General features: G+C 34.2%; 19 protein-coding genes. 17 read left to right on the top strand and 2 right to left on the bottom strand.

Annotated features, from left to right (window positions below; translation table 11 throughout):
- The first annotated feature begins 11 nt into the window (after window positions 1-11).
- The 16 genes from BAQ49_RS14325 to BAQ49_RS33545 all read left to right on the top strand — a co-directional run bounded on the left by BAQ49_RS14325 (window position 12) and on the right by BAQ49_RS33545 (window position 16,287).
- Window positions 12-584: a major tail protein gene (locus BAQ49_RS14325; protein ID WP_071745858.1), complete on the top strand. Its 573-nt coding sequence runs from the start codon at window positions 12-14 to the stop codon at window positions 582-584.
- Window positions 585-655: 71 nt separating this feature from the next.
- The gene (gene gpG, locus BAQ49_RS14320; RefSeq protein ID WP_244159102.1) at window positions 656-1,051 is read left to right on the top strand and encodes a phage tail assembly chaperone G; all 396 of its coding nucleotides are present in this window, start codon (window positions 656-658) and stop codon (window positions 1,049-1,051) included.
- A 17-nt stretch (window positions 1,052-1,068) separates the two neighbouring features.
- The gene (locus BAQ49_RS14315) at window positions 1,069-1,209 is read left to right on the top strand and encodes a LysR family transcriptional regulator (protein ID WP_071745892.1); all 141 of its coding nucleotides are present in this window, start codon (window positions 1,069-1,071) and stop codon (window positions 1,207-1,209) included.
- A 15-nt stretch (window positions 1,210-1,224) separates the two neighbouring features.
- Window positions 1,225-6,339: a phage tail tape measure protein gene (locus BAQ49_RS14310; protein WP_244159101.1), complete on the top strand. Its 5,115-nt coding sequence runs from the start codon at window positions 1,225-1,227 to the stop codon at window positions 6,337-6,339.
- The gene (locus tag BAQ49_RS14305) at window positions 6,336-7,208 is read left to right on the top strand and encodes a phage distal tail protein (protein ID WP_071745856.1); all 873 of its coding nucleotides are present in this window, start codon (window positions 6,336-6,338) and stop codon (window positions 7,206-7,208) included. Before BAQ49_RS14310 ends, BAQ49_RS14305 begins: the two co-directional genes overlap by 4 nt.
- A 22-nt stretch (window positions 7,209-7,230) precedes the next feature.
- A complete protein-coding gene (locus tag BAQ49_RS14300) occupies window positions 7,231-8,073 on the top strand; it encodes a structural protein (RefSeq protein WP_071745855.1) in 843 nt (280 codons plus the stop codon).
- An 11-nt stretch (window positions 8,074-8,084) separates the two neighbouring features.
- The gene (locus BAQ49_RS14295) at window positions 8,085-9,206 is read left to right on the top strand and encodes a siphovirus ReqiPepy6 Gp37-like family protein (RefSeq protein ID WP_071745854.1); all 1,122 of its coding nucleotides are present in this window, start codon (window positions 8,085-8,087) and stop codon (window positions 9,204-9,206) included.
- Between the two features lie 87 nt (window positions 9,207-9,293).
- On the top strand, window positions 9,294-11,123 hold the full coding sequence (locus BAQ49_RS14290) for an SGNH/GDSL hydrolase family protein (RefSeq protein ID WP_244159100.1): 1,830 nt from the start codon (window positions 9,294-9,296) through the stop codon (window positions 11,121-11,123).
- Window positions 11,124-11,203: 80 nt separating this feature from the next.
- Window positions 11,204-12,187 (top strand): HEPN domain-containing protein, encoded by a 984-nt coding sequence (locus BAQ49_RS14285; protein ID WP_071745852.1) that lies wholly within the window; start codon window positions 11,204-11,206, stop codon window positions 12,185-12,187.
- Between the two features lie 250 nt (window positions 12,188-12,437).
- Window positions 12,438-12,656: a hypothetical protein gene (locus tag BAQ49_RS14280; protein ID WP_071745851.1), complete on the top strand. Its 219-nt coding sequence runs from the start codon at window positions 12,438-12,440 to the stop codon at window positions 12,654-12,656.
- Window positions 12,657-12,731: 75 nt separating this feature from the next.
- On the top strand, window positions 12,732-13,481 hold the full coding sequence (locus BAQ49_RS14275) for a trypsin-like peptidase domain-containing protein (protein ID WP_071745850.1): 750 nt from the start codon (window positions 12,732-12,734) through the stop codon (window positions 13,479-13,481).
- Between the two features lie 121 nt (window positions 13,482-13,602).
- Window positions 13,603-13,839 carry a hemolysin XhlA family protein gene (locus tag BAQ49_RS14270; RefSeq protein WP_084667442.1) on the top strand — a complete coding sequence of 79 codons (237 nt, stop codon included), beginning with the start codon at window positions 13,603-13,605 and terminating at the stop codon, window positions 13,837-13,839.
- Complete coding sequence (locus BAQ49_RS14265; protein WP_071745848.1) at window positions 13,839-14,078, top strand: holin; 240 nt, start codon at window positions 13,839-13,841, stop codon at window positions 14,076-14,078. The genes BAQ49_RS14270 and BAQ49_RS14265 overlap by 1 nt, the downstream gene beginning before the upstream one ends.
- The gene (locus tag BAQ49_RS14260) at window positions 14,075-15,139 is read left to right on the top strand and encodes an N-acetylmuramoyl-L-alanine amidase (RefSeq protein ID WP_071745847.1); all 1,065 of its coding nucleotides are present in this window, start codon (window positions 14,075-14,077) and stop codon (window positions 15,137-15,139) included. The genes BAQ49_RS14265 and BAQ49_RS14260 overlap by 4 nt, the downstream gene beginning before the upstream one ends.
- A 154-nt stretch (window positions 15,140-15,293) precedes the next feature.
- Window positions 15,294-15,794, top strand: a complete 501-nt coding sequence (locus BAQ49_RS14255; protein ID WP_071745846.1) for a hypothetical protein — start codon at window positions 15,294-15,296, stop codon at window positions 15,792-15,794.
- Window positions 15,784-16,287 (top strand): hypothetical protein, encoded by a 504-nt coding sequence (locus BAQ49_RS33545; protein WP_244159099.1) that lies wholly within the window; start codon window positions 15,784-15,786, stop codon window positions 16,285-16,287. Before BAQ49_RS14255 ends, BAQ49_RS33545 begins: the two co-directional genes overlap by 11 nt.
- Window positions 16,288-16,371: 84 nt before the next feature.
- Here BAQ49_RS33545 and BAQ49_RS14245 read toward each other — a convergent pair whose 3' ends face one another.
- Window positions 16,372-16,668: a hypothetical protein gene (locus BAQ49_RS14245; protein ID WP_071745845.1), complete on the bottom strand. Its 297-nt coding sequence runs from the start codon at window positions 16,666-16,668 to the stop codon at window positions 16,372-16,374.
- A gap of 2 nt (window positions 16,669-16,670) precedes the next feature.
- Entirely contained in the window at window positions 16,671-17,141 is a 471-nt protein-coding gene (locus BAQ49_RS14240; protein ID WP_071745844.1) for a hypothetical protein, read from the bottom strand.
- A 727-nt stretch (window positions 17,142-17,868) separates the two neighbouring features.
- Between BAQ49_RS14240 and BAQ49_RS14235 the strand changes: the two genes are divergently transcribed.
- Window positions 17,869-20,190 carry a DNA integrity scanning protein DisA nucleotide-binding domain protein gene (locus tag BAQ49_RS14235; RefSeq protein WP_071745843.1) on the top strand — a complete coding sequence of 774 codons (2,322 nt, stop codon included), beginning with the start codon at window positions 17,869-17,871 and terminating at the stop codon, window positions 20,188-20,190.
- Window positions 20,191-20,872 lie beyond the last annotated feature (682 nt).

The raw sequence follows: 20,872 nt of genomic DNA, 5'->3' as shown, positions 1-20,872 counted from the left end.
GGAATAAAAATATGGCAATTGCAGTCGATTTTAGAGACTTACATTATGCACTTTTAACAGAAACACCAGATGGTAAATTTACGTATGGGACACCTAAGAAAATTGGGGATGCCGTAAGTGGTAAAGCATCACCTAAAAATGAATCCGTTACGTTTTATGCTGAGGGAGGACCTTTAGCAACAGCAAGTGCATTCGGTGGAGTAGAAATTGAATTAGAAACAGCAGATATTTCATTATCTACTTACGCTGAACTATTAGGAAAGAAACTAATTAAAGGTCAAGTAATTGACAATGTAAATGATGTTTCTCCGTATGTAGCGTTATTATATCGCTTACCGAAAGATAATGGGAAAAATCGTTTTTATTGTTACTATAAAACGAAATTTGAAATTCCTGAGGACGAACATAAGACAGCAGAAGACAAGCCAACGTTCCAGTCAGCAAAAATTAAGTGTAAAGCAATCCAACGATCTGATGGTAATTGGAGACATCGCCTAGATGAAGAAGAGATTGGTTACGATACAGCGGTTGCATCAAATTGGTTCAAAACAGTACCAAGTCCGCCAGTAGTGGCAGGGCCTTAAATTTAAGAAATCTGACAATGAAAAGGTGCAGTTTAATGCTGTGCCTTTTATTTATGGAAGGAGATTCAATTATGCAAGAAATAAAAAAAACAGAAACGTTTAAATTAGTTTTAAATTTATCTACTGGTAAAAAAACTTTCTTTCTACCTAATTTTCTTTCAGCTACTGATGCGTTTGTAGCGGCAGAGTGGACAGAAAAGTTAAATGCTGAAACCGTTCCATTTGATTTATTAAAAGAAGCTACTCAATTTGTTGTTAAGGTATTTGGTAATCGTTTCACAGTAGAGGAGTTTCTTGATGGTATACATGCTTGGTTTTTAACTTCAACTATTTACTCTATTTGTTTAGCAATTGTAGGGCGTATTGCTGAAGCTGTTGCTATTATCAATGCGATTGATTCAACGACAAATTCAACAAAAAAAAAGAAACCGAGAAACAGAAGGAACCGTTCAAACCAACAGAAATGATGCTGGGTATTTATAGCATGCTTCAAGATGCTGGTATATCTCAAGCGGATATAAATCAAATGGATTTAGTCCTCTTTTTTAAAACAATGGGCTACAAGAAACAACAAGAAGATAAACAAGTGGTTCGAACAGCAAATCAGGCACCAGCTTGGTTGTAAAGGTAGGTGAGATAAATGGCTGGAGATATGGAAATTGGCGCAAGGGTCACACTTGACACTCAACGGTTTGAAAATGGTGTTGCAGGAATTAATCGTGGTTTACGCTTAATAGATTCAGAGTTTAATTTAACGAGCGAGCGTGCTCGATTACTTGGGAATTCGGTAGAACAGTTACAAAATAAGTTAACGCATCTAAATGAGAAGTTCACCTTACAAGGTCAAAAAGTAGAACATTATCGTCAGAAAATTGAGCAAGCAAGACAAAAACAAGAACAATTACAAGCTTCAAATTTAACATTGGCGGCATCAATGGACCGACTTGAAACACAATACGATCAAGCAGTACAAAATTTTGGTCGTAACTCGCAAGAGGCAAAACAACTAAAGCAAGAGTTAAAACAACTTCAAGCTGAATACACATCAAACGGTCAAGCACTACAGCGATTAAATACGCAAATCGATAATAATACAATTGCTATGAATCGTGCTGAAACAGCTCAAGAACGCATTCAAAATGAAATAAGAGAAACAAACCGCGAATTAGCTGAGCAACAGAATCACTTTCATCGTACTGGAGAACGGATGCGTGATACAGGAAATAAAATGCAGGATGTTGGCGGACAAGTTGGAACTACCTTTGCAGCCATGACTGGGGTTATTGGGGCTGGACTGGCGATGGCTGTAAAAGAATCTATGAATTTCGAGCAGAAGATGGCTGATATTCAAGCTGTTTCTGGTGCAACTGGCGATGAAATGAAGAAAATTAGCGATCTTGCTGTAGAAATGGGAGAAAAAACAAAATATTCTTCTGTGGAAGCAGGACAAGGTATTGAAGAGCTAATTAAAGCAGGGGTAAGCCTAACGGACATTATTAATGGAGGTTTAGAAGGCGCTCTAAACTTAGCGACAGCTGGGGAATTGGAATTGGGAGATGCAGCAGAAATTGCTTCTACAGCACTAAATGCGTTTAAGGACGATAATTTATCAGTTGCTCAAGCAGCCGATTTATTAGCTGGTGCAGCGAATGCTTCCGCAACTAGTGTTGGAGAAATGAAGTTCGGTCTAAGCATGGTTTCAGCAGTCGCAGCTGGCGTAGGGCTTAGTTTCAAAGATACTACAACAGCTTTAGCATTATTTGCACAGAATGGTTTAAAAGGTTCTGATGCAGGAACTTCATTAAAAACCATGTTAGCAAATTTAATTCCTAAGTCAAATGAAGCTTACGATATGTTTAGTGAATTAGGATTAATAACGATTGATACTGGAAAAGCAATGCAATTTCTTGGAGAAAAAGGTATCAAACCAACTTCAAATTCCTTTAAAGATGTCACTGGATCTTTATCCGAGTATGCCGCTAACCAAGCTGGTGTCAAAGTTGGTTCTGAAAAAGCTGAAAAAGCATTTCAGAAATTAGCATTTTCAACGGGTATTATGACGAATGCGTTTTTTGATTCGAATGGAAATTTAAAAGAAATGTCTGATATAGCTGATATTCTTCAAATGGCGATGCAAGGATTAACCGCTGAGCAAAGACAATCGTATATGTATACGTTATTTGGTTCTGATGCTATCCGTGCAGCGAACATTCTTTATAAAGAAGGCGCGAACGGTGTAAAAAATATGTATACAGAAATGTCAAAAGTAACAGCATTAGAAGTTGCTGAGACAAAAATGAATACAACTAAAGGAAAAATTGAACAGTTAAGTGGTGCTGTAGATACACTTAAAAAGTCCTTTGGTGATGCACTGTTGCCTATTTTGGTTGATGTAGTATCTGGAATCCAAGGTGTTGTAGATTGGTTTAATAATTTAGATGCATCAACACAGCAAATGATTGCTAAAAGTTCCTTATTAGCTTTTGGTATAGCCGGTGTAACAACAGCTGTAGGATTTTTAGCAATGGGAATAGGTGCTTTATTAGCAAACCCAGTTGCATTAGCTATTACTGGTGCAGTCCTTGCTGTAGGGGCACTTGGCATAGCAATAGTTGATCTAAACGAAAAATCAAACCAGGCCCAAACAAATATAGCTAAATTTGGTCAGAATGTAAGTGATGCAACAAGTAAAGCAGCTGGTGCTTATGTAGACCTAAAAGATAAAGCTATCAATAACATGATGGATTTAAAACTGAGAACAGGAGAAGAAGCAAATAAAGCAGCTGATGAAGCGATTAAAGCTTTTCAACGCATGACGAATGAAGTAATCAAAGAGTTAGAAGGAAAGAAAAGCGAGTTTAATAAGATGTTTAGTCAACTGATGGGAACAGTACCTGAAGGCGCAAAAGAAACTTTAGAGCAAGTTAAAAATAATGTAATTGAATCCATTAATAAAGAAATTGAAGTAGCTACACAAGCAGAGAAGATTTTAGAAGAGGGTATTAAAAGGTATCAAGGAGATACCTTGAAAATGCCAAAAGATTTCGCTCAAAAGTTTGAACAAGCCCTACAGGTTGCTGATAAGAATGTCCAACAGTTTTATACAAAAGCTAAAGAAATAACATCTATTTCGAAAGAGATTGAATCAGGTGGAATGCTTTCATTAGATGCTGGTAAAAAACGTTTCGAAAGTATCATAAAAGTATATGACGATGGTGTTAAATCTTTAGAGAAGCAAACTAAAGGTTGGCGTGAAAATGTGGAGAAGGCTTTTAAACTCGGTGAAATTAAACCAGAGGAAAGAAAAGCTACATTAGATGCTATTGCACTTTACGAATCAAAACATGTGAATGATCTACAAGGAATCAGGAACGATGGATTTAAAGTGTTGCAGCAACATATGAAGGACGAAGATTCAGAAGTCTTAGCATCACAAGCTAAGCGGATAGAAGCGGAAGATAAAGGATGGGGCGAAAGATTCAAAGCGGCATACGGATTTCGTGAAAAATCGGCTGATTTGGAACAACGCTTTAGAAGTGATCAGGAAAAAGCTGAAAAAGATTATCAAGATAAATTACTTCGATACGAGTTGCAATATGGAAAATCTAAGATAGAAAGCATTGGAATGTATCTTTCTGAGCTTCAAAAAGGGACTGAATCATCTAGATTGTTAGCTGAATCAATGGCAAAAGAAATTGACGGTAAAATGAAAATTGATTTAGGTCCAGCAGGACAATTTACGATAGATACTTTCTTACAAAAGCTTCAAAAAGGTGAACTAGATTCTTCAGCTGTAGCAACCGCGAATGCAAATAAATTGAAAGATGTCTATAAAGTAGATCTTTCACAAAGTGGTATTGAATCCATGCAAAAATGGATTGATGGTATTAAAACAAAGGATACCAGTCAAGTGAGAGAGTTTTTAAATAAAAATATGCAAGGTGATACCACTATCGATCTTGGAATCTACGGAAAGATGACGATGGATTCGTGGATTACAGGTCTTCAAACCGGAACATTATCTTTTGATACTGTATTCCAATTCTTTCAGCAAAACGTAAAAAATGGAATGAATGTAGATGCTACTCAAGAAGGACAGAATAACATACAAACTTTAATTAATGGAATGCAAATTGGGGCATTATCATTACCACAAGTCGCACAGACTATGGGGTTGGATATTAAAAGTAATGTTCAAGTTGATCTTGGAGAAGCAGGTCAATTCAATGTGCAAACGCTTGTACAAGGTATGCAAAATGGTTCTATTAACGCTGAACTTGCAGCGAAAGCAATTGCTTTATTAGTTGAAAACGGAGCGAAGTTAGACTTAACGCAAGTTGGATTTAATATAAGTCAAACACAAGCCAATGGAATCTCTAATAATACATCTCCAGAGAATGCAGCGACAGGGAAGAAACAAGCTGTAGAAGGAATTATGGGGAGTACAACTGATGGTGGAGGCGGAAGTAAAAGTGGTAGTGAACTTGGGAGAGGGATAATTAGTCAAGATGGCTATATTAACGGAAGTGCCTTACAAGTAGTTGCTAGCGCACATGGAGCTTTTAACACCATAAATGGAAATCCAGCTGGAAGTAAAGGCGGAAGTGAATTCGCGAGTGGAATTGGTTCACAGCGTGGTAACGCGCAGGGTAATGCACAAGGTAACGCAGGAGCAGCTCAAACTGGGTTTAACACGATAAACGGTTCGCCTATGGGCCAAAAAGGCGGAAATGAATTCGCGAGTGGGATTGGTTCACAGCGTGGTAACGCGCAAAGTAATGCACAAGGTAATGTAGGAGCAGCTCAAAGTGGATTTAATTCTATTAATGGTACACCGTTTGGAATAAAAGGTGGTAGCGACTTTGCAAGGGGTATTGGTTCGCAAAGTGGACAAGCTAATTCAGCTGGTAACCAAGTAAAAAGCAGTGGTGAATCTGGTCTGAAAGGTTCTGATACGTTTAGTTTAGGAAGTGATTTTGCTTCTGGTTTTGCTCGTGGTATTCGTGGAGGTGGGAGTTTAGCCGCCAGTGCAGCTCAAGGATTAGCATCTATGGCTATGGAAGCTGCAAGAAGATGGTTAGAGGTTCGATCGCCATCTCGTAAGGTCAAACGGGAGATTGGGTTTCACTTTGGGGCTGGTTTTGCATTAGGGATTCAAAGTTCGACTGATTTAGTCGAGAACGAGAGTCGTACTTTGAGTATGAACGCGTATGATTCTCTTGCGAATGGATTGAATTCTAATAAACTTGCTAATGCAGGCATTAAAATGGCAAATGGAATTGCATCAGGTATTAAAAGCCAGTCTTCAATCATTAGTGACGCTTTAAAAGATACAGTAGCAGGCGCCATGGATGGTATCCGCTCTATTCGACCCGAGGAAATTTTTAGCCTCCAAGGAGATGATCCACTTACAAAATATTTTAATGCAATCTTTGAAGATGGAGATTGGCAAAACGATTGGATCACTCATATTCCAGAAAGTATGCGTGAAATGGTCAGAGAAATAGGTCGTCAAATGGAACGTTTTGAAGGCCTTTCGATTTATGATGTTGGTAATCTTTCTAGGTGGAGAGAAGTCCTATCGGATAATCCTAACGTAATCCAATATAGACCAGATAACGATAATCCGGATAAGCAAACTAGGCAACCAACACAAATTGTAAATCATTTTTATAATCAAGATACATCTGAAGTGATTAGACAACAGAAAAAAGCAATTAATGATATTGCGTTCATGTTAGGAGGGTCGATGTGAGAAAACGTGTAGTGATTGAAAATCGTTTAGGTGAAAAAGTAGAATTCGGACCATTACCACCATATGTACTTGTTTCAATCGACCTTTCTGGAAGTGAAGCGGATACAGTTCGTACACAAGGGTATATGCAAGAAGGTGTTACAACAGGTGCTGTTACGATGAGAGAAATGCAATATCCAATGGAGTTTTACATTGAGGGAGGAAGTCTTGCAGATGTTTATGGATATCGTAGACATTTAAATAGGATATTAAATCCTAAACTGGGGCCATTTATTATTACTATCACTTTACCACACGGAACTTTTCAAAATACGATTGTTATAGAATCATTACCGAAGTACCGTCCAGAAGATGAACAATTTATGATTTTACAGCAAGGGTTACTTCACATTACCACACCAGACCCGTATTGGAAGAACGAAATAGATATCGAAGTACCGTTATTATCTTGGGAGCCAATATTTAGCTTCCCTTTTTCATTTCGTCCTAAAGTACAGTTCGGGTACAAGGGTGAAAAACAAAATGTAGTCAATAATGGTGATGTTGAAACGCCTGTTAAAATAGAGATATTTGGTCCTTGTACAGATCCGCAAATTACCAATCTTACAACAATGAAGTCTGTAAAAATTAACCGTGATATTCTTGCAGGTGAGCGTTTGGAAATAAATACAGCATATCGACAAAATACAGTTGAACTGGTAGGAATCGATGGGACACGAAGGAATGCATATAACTGGATCGCTCCAGGAGTACGGTTGAATGAATTTAGATTGCAAATTGGCTTGAATATACTAGATTATAGTGCAAATACAGGCAGAGAAAGTGCCACTGTTATAATACGTTTTAGAGAAAGATATATAGGAATATAAAAAAAGGAAGGGGTGAGAACGCATGGCAGGTGAGCGTTCTTTTTTCTTTGATGGTGAAGATAAATTATATAATTCTAATGATTTTGCTCAATTATTTGATATGTTTTTTGGGACTGGGGTCGTAAAAGGCTATTCGGACGAGTTGAGTATGGGACCATTGTCTAATGGGATGAAGGTAGTTATAAACAAAGGATGTGCTGTGATATGTGGTAGAGGGTACATTATAGATGGAGTAAAGATTTTCACTCACGAACCTGCACATACTACGCTGGACCGTATAGATCGTATTGTATTACAGTTAAATCTTGCAACTAGAGCGATTAATCTTACGATAAAAAAAGGTGCAATAGCAGATGTCCCGGTGCCACCAACTTTACAGCAAGATAATATGAACAATGGTGGGATTATATATGAATTACCGATTGCCCAAGTTCGAATTATAAAAGGAAAATCGTTTATTGAAAGTACGCAAATCACAGATGAGCGTACTTTTTGTGATTTACAAGGACAAACAGGTTTATATGCAAAAAAACAATTAACTGGAAAGTTTTTACCGGATTATTTAAATTATTGGTCTGATTTAAAGAAGGATGATTACAGAAACCCTCTTAGGTATTGGGTGGATGGGTACGGGATTTATCACGTAGAAGGTAGTTGCGGAAATGGGGTTTATGGAGCAAATAAAGATATTTGTAAATTCCCTGTGGGACCACCTAAAGCTCAATCTGTATTTGCATGGGGTTCTGACGGGAAAGTACAGTTCTTATATTTACATCCGGACGGATCGCTAAGATTTACAAGTGTTTTTTCAGAAACGAGTACAGTAATTATTCCAGAATTTAGTTTCAGGCCATCAGGATTGTAAGGAGGTAAAACATGATTATATATACACCAGAATTAGAAAAAATCGGAGAAATTAATGATTATGAATCAATGAGCTTTAAGAGAGTGTGGGAAGATGTTGGGACATTTGAGTTCAAAATCCCTAACGATGCTCAATATGCAATAGCTTTATTTGATGACAACTTTGTTTTAATTGACGAAAAGCGTGTGGGTATCATTACTAACTATCATATTGATGAGAATGATAAAAGAACAGTTAAAGGGTATCAACTTAAAGGGATATTGAGAAATCGAATCATTATTCCCCCTTCTCACACAACTCATGATAGGAGGTATGCCGAAGCAGAAACTGTTATGAAACATTATGTAGATAGACATGCTGTGTATCCAGCTGATTCCGCAAGATTGATACCAAATTTAGTTTTAAAAGCAAATCAGAAACGTGGTAATTATCTTCAAGTTGAAAGCCGTCTGAAAAATTTAGCGGAACAACTAAAGGAAATTTCTTTAGCTTCTGGACTAGGGTGGGATATTTATTTAGATGAACAGTCAAGGCAATTTGTATTTGATGTACAAGCAGGAAAAAATCTGACTAGGAATCAACAAACTTATCCGCCAGTTATCTTTTCAACAGGCTTAGAAAATGTATTAAAAAGAGAATTTGAAAAAGATACATCCAGTTATAAAAACACAGCGTATGTTGGTGGACAGGGTGAAGGTGAAGATAGACGAATTGTTGAGACTTATATAGAAGAAACAACTGGACTTGTTCGTAAAGAAGTGTTTATCGACGCTCGAGACATAAGTAATCAAACCGAAGATAAGCAAGAGAAACCTGAATCTGAAATTGTAAAAATGCTTAAAGATCGAGGAAAACAAAAATTAGAAAATGATTTTAGTGAAATTGTTTCATTTTCTTGTTACGTCACTGAAAAACCTGGAATGGAATATGAAAAGGATTGGACACTTGGGGATATCGTAACATGTGAAGATGATAAAATTGGTGTTCAAATGGATGCTAGGATTACGGATGTAGAAGAAGTGTATCAGAACAATAAACGGGAGTTAAAAGTGACTTTTGGAACAACTCGTTTGGATATTAAAAAGCTATTGCAGCGTGAGTTCGCACAAATAAATAACATTATTAGAAACTAAGACCATAGTAGGGGTCTTTTTTTATTTGAAAGGAATGATATGATGGTTAATTCTATATTTAAGACCTACGAAGTTACTGTAGATACTATGAGGGATTCAATTGTTCCGCAAAATATGCGTTACTCCCAAAATGATTTAAACAGTGCAAAAATACTTATTAATGTTAATCATAATGGGAATGAAGAAGACTTTTCTGACGCAACTGCAGTTCGTGTTTCTTTTGAAAAATCTGATAAGAAAATTGTTTATCAAGATTGTCAGCCGATTAACGCTTTGAAAGGTAAATATCAAACTTTACTTACTACACAGAGCCTTACTTCGGTAGGGTTTGTAACAGCAAATGTTCATATTTATTTTCCAAATGGCAAGAAAGTAGAAACGAGATCCTTTACGTTTGAAGTAGTTGAATCAAAAATGAGTGACGGGGTTATCGAATCTACAAATGAATTTGGTGTTATGCAAAAATGGGTTGAAGCTGCCGAAGTATTAAAAGATGTAGAGATACCACCCCTAATTGAATCGAAAATAACAGCAGAAAAAGCATTAGCAAAATCAAACGAGCTTGGTAATCAATTTGGGATTTTATCAGGAACTAAAACAGATAAGGCATATGTTGATACAAAAGTATCAGCAGTAGCAAGTGGCGCACCTAAAGGAGTATACGCAACTTTAACTGCATTGCAAACCGCAAAACCTACTGGAGACAGTGGGGTTTATTTAGTTACAGCGGATGGGAAATGGTATTACTGGAATGGATCAGCTTGGACGCCAGGTGGAACATACCAAGCAACAGGAATAGCGGATAAAACTATTGATGTTGCTAAGTTGCAATTTTTAAATGTTATAAACTTAAATCTTCATAATCCGGCAACAGATACAGCTGGGTCTTATATATCGCAAGCTGGAGGGCTTATTGCTAATGCGAGTTATAAAGTGAGTGACTATATACCTATTATTCCATTAGGAATGTATAACAATTCTAGTACTTTAAGTTGTGCGTTTTTTGATGTTGATAAAAAGTATATCAGTGGTCTTCCTGCTGGATTCACTAATCCATACACAGCGCCCGCAAATGCTGTATATGTTCGTCATAGTTATAACGCTACTGCAACCGGTGTGTTATGCGAAGGGCCTGTCTTGGTTGATTCATCAGCAACGTTCGGCTCACAAAAAATTGTTGTAACAAAAGCTGAATTTGAAAACATGATCCAAGAAATCGTTGTAAAAACGAATACGAAAACAGAGGGTAAATCACTTTTGATTTTCGCAGATAGTACTGGTCAAACAGCAAATATAGCTGACGACTTTTCTTCTCATGTTGATGGATGGAAAACGAATTGGCCTACATTTACAAAAGAAGCACTTAAAATTGGTGCAATATGGAATTACGGAAAAGATGGTGCAGGTTATAAAGAAAGACCTGGTTTATTACAAACGCAGTGGATTACCAATCAAATAAGAGATGCAATTAGCAAGAATAGACCAGGGGACATTATCGTGGTAGCAACAGGAACAAATGATGGAATCACTGATGTCGGTGATTTTGATACTGCTATGAGTAAAACGAAATTAGAAGACTTAGATAAAACTAAGTTATATGAAGCAATTAGATGGTGCTACTGGACATTACGACAGAACTATCCAAATGCAATGTTCTATGTAGGGATTCCACTTCAAAGAACAAGTTACTCGCCGCAAGTTGCTGAACCGATGGTAACAGCGATTAAGAAAATGGCAAATTACTATAATTTTATTATTGTAGATTGCATGTATGAAAGTGGAATTGTGCGAGAGTTCGAAGTGCAAGGTGGACCAGGTAGAGATTTATCTGATGGGCTTCATCCAAATGATAGCAGCGGAAAGAAAAAACATGCAAATTTATTTACTAGAGTCATCAGAAATACGTATACAGGTTAATTTAAAATATATCCATTCAAATGAGCCTATCACTACTATATACTAATAAATAACGATACAGTGTATGGAGGGGAATTATATTGAATCAATTCGTAATAGGCGATATACATGGTTTTGGTTTTGAAGGAAATTTTAAATTACAAGAAGAGCCTGATATTAATTTTATTAATGATAGTACCGAAATTGATGAGCTAATAAAAGATCCTAATTTTCTTGTCAGTATTGGGAATATTGCTTACAGTCAATTATCAGCAAAAAATCTACACTTTTCTATGAATAGATTAGAATTCAAGGACAAGTCAGAATCAGAAAAACAAGCTCTTACTCTAATAGCACTTCAAAAGTTCCATACTCAAACTTTTCTTACTACCTTGTGGCTGATAAAAGATAACTCTGTGAATACAAATAATTTCTTTTGGTGGGATTATGAAACAAAGCATGTTATAGGAGATTTTCCTAAAATTTTGTTTAGTAATTCAAAAGGAGAATATATAGATACTACATTTTCTGCTGAAGAAATAAAGCAAGCTTTAGAGCTGCAAAAAACAGTAATAAAGTATACATCCAATCGTAAACACGATAATGAGGAAAACCCTAGTATAGGTGCCGAATTAAGTGCGATTAATAACTTTAGTAAAAGAAACTCAGTTTTTGATGATGACCGAATTAGCAGAGCATTCAAAATGACTATAAGCGCACGAAGCCAATCGTTTTTACCTGCAAAAATAGCATCTTATATTAGTGCAATTGAAGCCTTAATATCCTCAAATAGAGAATCGTTATCGATGCAGGTATCTGAGAGAGTACCTAAGGTTATTGGAGGTAGCTTAGAAGAGAAACTCGTAATTCACGATAAACTAAAAGACGCTTATAATATACGTAGCAAGTATGTTCATGGAGATAAATTTCCTGAAAAAGTTGCGAAACGATTAGAAGAAGTGTCGGAGGATATCGACGGGGTTTTAAGAAGCTTACTTATTAAAATTATAAATAATTACGAAGAAATTAAAGATTATAATGAAAACACCATGACAAAATGGTATAAAGAAACCTTTATGTTTTAGTGCATACTTGAATGTAGAAGAGAAAGTTTTTAAACAAAATACGGCATTTAAAGATTTTTATAGATTAAGAGGAGCATATATGGTGCTTCTTTTTTTATTGTCTAAAAGGAGAAGAGAACAGTGGAGGAAATGACATTAAGTATAAATATTGGTATTCATGAATGAGTTAAACCGGTAATCGAAGAGGTTCATAAGGTTATTCAAAAAAAATAAAGGTAAATATCTTGTTGGGGAGGACTACAACCAGCTGATGGATGAAATTATTAAAGGTATCGTAAAACAAGCAATATATGTGGAAGGGAATCATTTAGGAATTCAAATACCTAAGCATAACAATAATATTGAAATACCTTCAGAAGGAGTTAGTATCAAACAGCCAATCGAAGTTGACATGCCATCTATTGATGGTGACCCTGTATGTATTTCTTCGCCATCTTCAGGAAAGGGAACAGTAACTTCTAGAACGTAAATAAAGGAGTAAGTATTTACCTTCATATGGAAAATGAGCTATTATATTTATGAAATTACATATGGAGGGGTGCTTATGATTCGCGCAACAGAATCAGTTAAATCTATTTTAATAAAGATGTATTTTAATGAGACACAACTTTCCTCTGGCACAGCTTTTATAGTAGAATCGCAGGCAGGGCCTGTTTTATTAACAAACAGACATAATGTTACTGGGAAGAACAACGATAACAATAGGTGTCTTTCTGAAAATTTAGCAATACCTAATAAGATTGAAATTTTTCACAACAAAAAGGATTTTTTAGGTTCACATATCATTAAATATGAAAGACTTTATTCTGATGAAGAGTGTCTAAATCCATTATGGATAGAGCACCCTACCTTAGGATCATCCGTAGATTTCGTAGCTTTAAAATTATCAGATGTTGAAGGTATAGAAATATATGCATATTCTCTAAATGAAGGAGAAAGTATGACGGTTGGTGTTGCAGAATCAATAAGTGTTATTGGGTTTCCTTTTGGGCTCCAAGTTGGGAAAAATGCTGCTATATGGGCAACAGGCTTTGTAGCCTCTGAGCCAGAGATTGATTATAGAGACTTGCCACTATTTCTAATAGACTGTAGAAGTAGACAAGGGCAATCAGGATCCGCTGTGATAGCTTATCGTCCAAGCGGAGCTTTTAATGCGTCCAATGGTTTTGCAATGGTAGGGGGGCCAGTGACGAAATTTTTGGGTATCTATAGCGGTAGAATTAACAAAGAATCTGATCTTGGTTTAGTCTGGAAGGCTTCAGCAATACAAGAATTAGTTAACAGTATAGTATAAGTTGAATAGGAGGACTCTATTTAGGGGCAAATTAATAAGCGTTTTTAATAAAATAAGAATTTTATAACAAAAGAGGGACAAATAAATGTCTCTCTTTTTATTTTGGAATGGGGTGGTCAAAGTGGAAGGATTACAAGATGTAAGAAGTGATGTCCAAGAGATAAAGCAAGATATCAAGGACATTCGTTTAGAAATTAAAAGTTTAGAGATGCGAACTACAGGTAACGAAAAAGATATTATCAATATCAACAAACAGTTAGATAAAATTAGCGCCAATACTACCTGGATCTTACGACTTATTGTAGGTGGGATTATAGGCGCAGTGCTCACTTTCTTAATGAAAGGAGGTAGTATGTAATGTTTGAAATTACTGTAATGATTGGAATTGTCGTTGGTCTTTCACAGATTGCAAAAACAATTGGATTACAAACAAAATATGTTCCGTTATTGAATTTAACGCTTGGCATTGTGCTAGGCGTTTTATTTTTGGACGGAGATATCAAAACAAATGTATTTCAAGGAATCATCATTGGACTGTCAGCAAGTGGATTATTTGACCACACAAAAATTATGAAAAAGGATGTTGATGCTAAATGAAAAAGACAATGAAACATATTACCTCGTTTCTTATGATTCTAGTACTTGCTAGTTCTTTTGCTACAAGTGCTTTTGCTGATAGAACACTTATTATTCCTGATTTACCTAAACAACCATATCGTAATGGTGTAGGTGCTTATGAGGGCGTTGTAGCACATTCTACAGCAACTCCAGAAGCGCCAGCTATCAATATTCAAAAATATGAGTCTCGTACATGGAGAACCGCATTTGTTCACTATGCGGTTGACTGGAATGAAACAATCCAAATCGCGGATACAAAGTACATTGCTTATGGTGGAGGTCCTTTTGCTAATAAACGCTTTGTACACGTTGAACTTTGCGAAACCGCAGATTACGATAAATTTAAACACAGCTATGATAAATACGTGAAGTTACTTGCTAAAATTCTACGTAATCGTGGTTTATCTGTGGAAAAAGGATTATGGACTCACTATGATGTAACAAAATACCTTGGTGGAACAGATCATGAAGATCCACTTGACTACTTAAAGTCTCATGGCGTTTCAGAAGCTGGATTTAGAGCAGATGTGCAACGCGCATACAATAATGCTAATGTAGATGTTTCTGTACCTGACAAGCCATCTAAACCAACAGAAGTTCCAACAGCTGTAACAGATGGTATCGCTTATATTGAAGGATACAATGTGAATGTACGTAAAGGACCTGGTAAAAGTTATTCTAAGATTCGTCAACTAAACAAACCAGAATCTTATATTGTGTGGGCGGAAAAGGATGGTTGGTTAAATCTTGGTGGAAATCAGTGGATTAAGAATGATCCATCTTATGTGAAGTTTAGTAAGAAAAGTACAGTGGATTCTTCAATTGTAGGGAAGCGTGTGGTTTCAAAAGTTAACAATCTACGTTTCTATGATGCTCCATCTTGGCAGGATAAGGATGTGGCTGGCTCTGTAGATGCAGGATTAGGATTCACAATTGATGCGAAAGTAAGTGTTAATGGTACGCCACAATATAAAGTACACAATAGTAAAGGTAAAACATACTATGTAACAGCGAATGAAGCCTATGTGTATGTGAAGTAAAAAAGAGCCGTCCTATTGGGCGGCTTTTTTGTGTTTTTAGAATAATTATACTTGCAAATACTGAGTGTTTATTCGTAATAAATGGAGAAATATTGAAAAATAGCCTATGATAGATTAAGATTTAGGTATAAGTATCGGATGAGGAGAGATTATGATGGCCTATGAAAATGGATATGAAATAAAAGATTATTTTCAAAGTAATATGGATAGGTATGCAGAGGATCCATTAATTTTCACAAAAGCTTTATCAATTATAAACACATACTTGAACCGTGTGGATTGGCCGTTTTGTATGGAAGAAATGGAAAATACACTCTCACCTATACTTGGAAGTAGTATTGTAGTCTTAGGATTTTGGGGTCATTATTTTTCAGACACAAGAATGGAATGGCCTGAAGGGGATTTTACTAAATATAAAATTGATGCAACGGCATTTCATAAGACAATAAATCCTATTATGGAGCAATTCTATTCTGGTAGAAATCAACCATTTAAATTATCTAGTATTGTTGCCACAGATGAAACAGAGGGTAACTATATTAGGTTCATACGAAATGACGGTCAAAAATTTGATATTGAAGCAACAGAAAACGATTTAAATAATATTGTGTCTATTCTACAAAGAATAATGGAGCGGAAGAAAATTGCACGCTAAAAAAGTGGATTCTAATCAAACAGCTACAGTTTATGTGTTGAATGACGAGCGTAACAAATTTAGTATTGGTGCTAATAATAAAGGTAGAAAAGAAAGTATACATCGCTATACATTACACCAATCGTTAGAAGAAGAAGTTGCTTATTTAAAAAATGAGCAAAAAGCATTGTATGAAATGCTTGTCTCACGAGAAGAGATAGCATCTTCATTTGAGGGGGACGATAACGATATGGAAGATTTAAAGAATAAAATACATGATATGGATAAAAGGTTAGCTATAATTGAAGAACGTACAAAGAAGTTAGATGATCTACCAACAGCAATGGAAATAAAGCAAATAATATCTGATGTTATTGATGGTAAGAATTTAGCGACTGTTGATAAAGTAGAACTAGAAATTAATAAGAGTCGAAATGTACAACTTACATGGACAATTGGAACAATAATAGCGGTTGTTTCATTAGCAGTAGCAGTTTTGAAATTATTACCATAACATTCTCATATAGTCTCCACATGGCTCATAATAAAGCCGATTCCATAAAAAGGAATCGGCTTTATTGTAGTTACTTATTTTGAATTAACCTGCAAAGAATTTCATATAGGTAAATATTAGCCCAGTAACAGTCAAACCTGTCCCTACAATCCATTTTATTGCTTCATTTTTATTTTTTCTATGATAATCGCGTTCTTCAAGAAACATTAATTTTATGTTTTTTTCGGTGAGCTTTAGGCTGTTATCCAATTTGTCTTTCATATCATCTAACTCTTTATGGGTAACATAGTTATTCATTCCGCCCCCACCTCCACCTCCGAGATTATTTTTATCAGGGACTTTTTGATTTCTATATTGTGGTAATTCTACGATTTCTCCCATAATTATAGCACCTCTTCAATCATAAATGGAATTTTAGTTTCAAATATTTTATTTGTTTGAATTGACTCTGAGACTCCCATTTCGTCCGGTTGTTTGTGGGTAAAACTAACCTGTAAATAGTAATAGTTGTCCACAAAGTTAATTCCAGAGAAATCATCATCTATTGGTATTTCTAATTCAGCATGATCAGTATTAGATTTCATATCGATTTTCTGGGGATCAAATTCAAACAAATATCTTCTAACTATAGTAGTCTCTCTTCCGCCAAATTGGTGGTATAGGGTGAAATATACCGCCACATAATCAAGGGTTTCATGAATCAAAGGGATTGTTCTTTGAAGTAATCCTCCGATGCTACATGAAATATGTAAAATATTAACTCGTCCGTCGGTATATAACACCAGTTCTGGAGATCCCGGGTCTGTTTGTAATTGAATAGATGTTAAGGATGGAAAAAAATTATTGGAACTCATGAAAATTTCCTCACTTTTTTTAAATATTGTTTTATCAATCTCTATATTAGCAAGATAAAAAAAGAATTAGTGTCGAAAAATGTCGTGTGGAATAGAATATCTAAAATTTAATATATAAAGTTTGATTATGTAAGATTAATGTGTTAGTTAGAGGGGAAATAAGTTAATACAAAAGAATAGTTTTATGAACAAAAATAGGAGTCGCCTTGATGGGGGCTTGGTTTGTATTTACTAATTCATAAAATTTAAATGAAGCCTTATGTATGTGTAAAGTGAAAAGAGCAGTCTGCTCAAATATATGAATAGACTGCTTTTGTATTTAAGACTATCGTACTATTTATCAATTCATAAAAAAATATATATTTACATTTATATATTAATTATTTTTTACTACTCCACTGGCAACACCGGAAACATCATAGCATCTGCTGTTATATTATATCTATTAATTTTCCAGGTAGAAATTAAGTAATGTGTTAATATTTATTTTTCAGATTTAGATAATTTCAGTCAAAATCCGCCTTACTATTTGTATTAGCTCTTTGTTTTTATAGAAATATTTAAGCTTTTTTCCTTTGAAAATGCAAAAATTCTATTTACAATAAAAGCTACCTTGTATAATGTTAATATCAAAATTAAATGTTTTTGGTTTGATAAATAGAAATGACGAAGTGATTTTATTTATTAATGATCTATTATGACAATTTTATAAGGGGAGAAGAATTAAGTGAATGAAGCAGAAAATATACAAATCGAAATACAGGGATTAATTAAAAATTATATTCAGACGCTTAATCCGATAGTTAATTTAACAGTTGAAACAATTGAATTTACTGGTAAGGTTAGTGAAAAAGATATAGTAATACCAGATAGACTTATTGAATTAAATATTAATAATATTTCATTTTTGGAGAAACAAGAAGAATTACATAACTTAAATAATAAGTTAAATGAGGCTACATTAATTGAATCTGATGGAGTTTTAAAACAAATTCAATTAGATAATAGTGATGATAAAGAGAATAATTCTTTTACAAATTTCGAGAAGTTGAATTACTTGAACTATTTAGAAATTGAAGAGGATAAATATTTATTATTTTATTTAACTTTTACAGATTTTGAAGATGATACAAAGGAAGTGTTTTTAAATATCCCTCATTTTTCATTTTTTAGATATGTTTTGGGTTGCATATTTAAAAAATGTAAGGATTTAGGGCTAAATAAGCTTTTAGAACAAAATATTGATGATTCTATATCTTCTATGGGGAGAGATTTTATCAATAATTTAATTAACCGTGTATGTAACGAAGAGGGTAATGAAAATCATAATTTGTATGATGAATTAAACGTAATCTCAACTTTAAACTATGAAGGTCAAAGTATAAGTGCCAAATTACTTTTAATAGATGAAAAGATAATAGAGAAACATGTCCGCTTTGTTATTAAATTTGATGATGTAATAGCATACAAAGAACACAGAAAGATAAGAAAATTATTGGAGATGACGGATGATAGTATTTATCTTATAGGTGATAACAAACATATTTATGGATTAGGAAATTTAAGGGATTTATATAACCTGAAATTAAAATCAATCAACAAAGTTTTATTGATTGATTTTTTGGGTAAGTTTGAATATAAAGTAAAAGAAATAAAAATTATTCATAATATTAAGGATGGAAAAACTAAAATGGATGAAATAGTCCATTGGTTCTATAAAGAGAATAATGTGTTAAGTGTAAAGCATGGAAAAATGGAATTGGTAGAAAATACATTTTCTGAAATTAGGTTAAAGAAATCTTTGCAAAATATATTTTATGAGTACTTATCTGAGAAAGAAAATAAAGACACGGTTAAGATAGATAACAAAATTACAAATATTATTGAAGTTGTAAAATGTGCATATAGTCAGAAGCATGGGACAATAATAGTTATCACTACACCAGAAATAGCTGAAACCGAAGTGGAAAGATTAAAAGAGCAATCGATAAAAATTAATGTAATAGATACCAAAGAGAGTAGTTATTTTAGACAGGTGGTTGAAAAGATAACCAATATAGACGGTGCTCTGTATATGGATATTGATGGGCATGTTCATGCGATTGGGGTGATATTAGATGGATATGCAAAAATTGGAGAGGGTGACTCATCAAGGGGAGCCAGGTATAATTCAGCTTTAAGATATAAAAATGGAGATGGAATTGAAGGGAATTGTGTAATTGTAGTAATCTCAGAAGATGGTATGATTGACATTATTCCTGAGAGTGAAATAGAGAAACAAATTAGTGAACTAGCTAAGCAAATAAGTACTTTATATGATGAAGGAAAATTTGAAGAGGCTTTAGAATTAGTTACAGTACTACAAGATTTAAATCCAAGAAGACCTGAAACATTTTTAAGTAAAGCACGTATATTAGTGAATATAGATGGGAAACTGGAAGACTCATTAAAAGCTGCAAACTGTGCTATACAGTTAAAGGAGGATTCCGAACAAGCTCATTATTTGAGAAGTTTAATATATATAAAGTTAGATAAAATAGAAAACGCTGTAGATGACCTTAAGAAAGGTATAGAAATAAAACCAACTGCTGCAAGCTATACTAATTTAGGAGATGCTTTAGTAAAATTAAAAAGTAACGAAGATGCTATGGATGCATATAATAATGCAATAAAATTAGATGAAAAATATATAAGAGGATACGTTAGAAAGGTAAATTTATATATTGAACAAGGGGAATATGAAAAAGCATTGGAAGTTGTAAAACCGATTATTGGTAATAGAGAGCATGATTCATTCCTTTATGCAATGCAAGGTTTCATTTATAAGAAATTAAATAAGGATGAAGAGTCTATTGATTCATATAGAAAAGCTTTTAAAGAATATAAAAACTCATCAAACAATCTTACCTATAAATCAACAGCATTTTATAATAACTTTAAAATCGTATGTAAAAAACTATTGGATAGTGCATCTATCGAAGGTGAGAAAATTGAATATCAAGAGTGGATTGAGAAATGTGATCAAAAATTAATAAATAATAATAGTTAGCCGTATATGTGCTCATAAAAATATCCGACTCAATTGAGTCGGATATTTTTATGAGCTCTATAAGGAAAGAATAAACACTGTAGATCTTGATAATCTAAAGCTAGACTTATATAGTTTCATTTTTCAATAAAAAGTTATAAGACTTAATTTAAATTAAATACATATGGATGAAATGAAAAAGTGCTAACAAGTTTGCAAACGAATTTGCTAACACCTATACAAAATAGACATAAATTATCGCTGATATGTCGTCTTTGAAAATAGCTTTAATCAGTTAAATTACACTTATACGAAATACTCATAAATACAGTCTTAATATTTCTTATTCTGTTTCAGATACAGTTTTTGATGCTACAATGAGAGCGCGAATTGATGCTCATTTTGAACTATTTAGATTAAGTAAATTATATGCTGATAATGCAACACGAGAATTTAATGCTAGGGTGTAGTTATTAATTAAAGAATACAATTCTAATCCTGAAAATAAGGCTTTAGATTATATAAATGATAATATTGAAACATATCAAGATGATAAACTTAATTCTTGGCAAACGAAAATGTTTGAGGCATTAAAAAATTCGCAGTGGTTTATAGAAATAGCACTCCCAGAGGTACAAAATTATTATAGAAAATAAATTTAGAAACTAAAGATAAGTATTCTAGTATTTTATATAGTTTTAGA

It is taken from the genome of Bacillus proteolyticus, from assembly GCF_001884065.1.
In the GTDB taxonomy this organism is placed as follows: domain Bacteria; phylum Bacillota; class Bacilli; order Bacillales; family Bacillaceae_G; genus Bacillus_A; species Bacillus_A proteolyticus.
Note: the sequence above shows the minus strand (reverse complement) of the source record. Positions and strands in the feature narration are given on the sequence as shown.

What these genes read in the sequence shown, in the direction of transcription:
- BAQ49_RS14240 (WP_071745844.1), bottom strand. Translation starts at nt 17,141, where the DNA reads ATGAGTTCCAATAATTTTTTTCCATCCTTAACATCTATTCAATTACAA.
- BAQ49_RS14265 (WP_071745848.1), top strand. Translation starts at nt 13,839, where the DNA reads ATGTTTGAAATTACTGTAATGATTGGAATTGTCGTTGGTCTTTCACAG.
- BAQ49_RS14325 (WP_071745858.1), top strand. Translation starts at nt 12, where the DNA reads ATGGCAATTGCAGTCGATTTTAGAGACTTACATTATGCACTTTTAACA.
- BAQ49_RS14245 (WP_071745845.1), bottom strand. Translation starts at nt 16,668, where the DNA reads ATGGGAGAAATCGTAGAATTACCACAATATAGAAATCAAAAAGTCCCT.
- BAQ49_RS14275 (WP_071745850.1), top strand. Translation starts at nt 12,732, where the DNA reads ATGATTCGCGCAACAGAATCAGTTAAATCTATTTTAATAAAGATGTAT.
- BAQ49_RS14295 (WP_071745854.1), top strand. Translation starts at nt 8,085, where the DNA reads ATGATTATATATACACCAGAATTAGAAAAAATCGGAGAAATTAATGAT.
- BAQ49_RS14310 (WP_244159101.1), top strand. Translation starts at nt 1,225, where the DNA reads ATGGCTGGAGATATGGAAATTGGCGCAAGGGTCACACTTGACACTCAA.
- BAQ49_RS14315 (WP_071745892.1), top strand. Translation starts at nt 1,069, where the DNA reads ATGCTTCAAGATGCTGGTATATCTCAAGCGGATATAAATCAAATGGAT.
- gpG (WP_244159102.1), top strand. Translation starts at nt 656, where the DNA reads ATGCAAGAAATAAAAAAAACAGAAACGTTTAAATTAGTTTTAAATTTA.
- BAQ49_RS14260 (WP_071745847.1), top strand. Translation starts at nt 14,075, where the DNA reads ATGAAAAAGACAATGAAACATATTACCTCGTTTCTTATGATTCTAGTA.
- BAQ49_RS14280 (WP_071745851.1), top strand. Translation starts at nt 12,438, where the DNA reads ATGGATGAAATTATTAAAGGTATCGTAAAACAAGCAATATATGTGGAA.
- BAQ49_RS14255 (WP_071745846.1), top strand. Translation starts at nt 15,294, where the DNA reads ATGGCCTATGAAAATGGATATGAAATAAAAGATTATTTTCAAAGTAAT.
- BAQ49_RS14290 (WP_244159100.1), top strand. Translation starts at nt 9,294, where the DNA reads ATGAGGGATTCAATTGTTCCGCAAAATATGCGTTACTCCCAAAATGAT.
- BAQ49_RS14300 (WP_071745855.1), top strand. Translation starts at nt 7,231, where the DNA reads ATGGCAGGTGAGCGTTCTTTTTTCTTTGATGGTGAAGATAAATTATAT.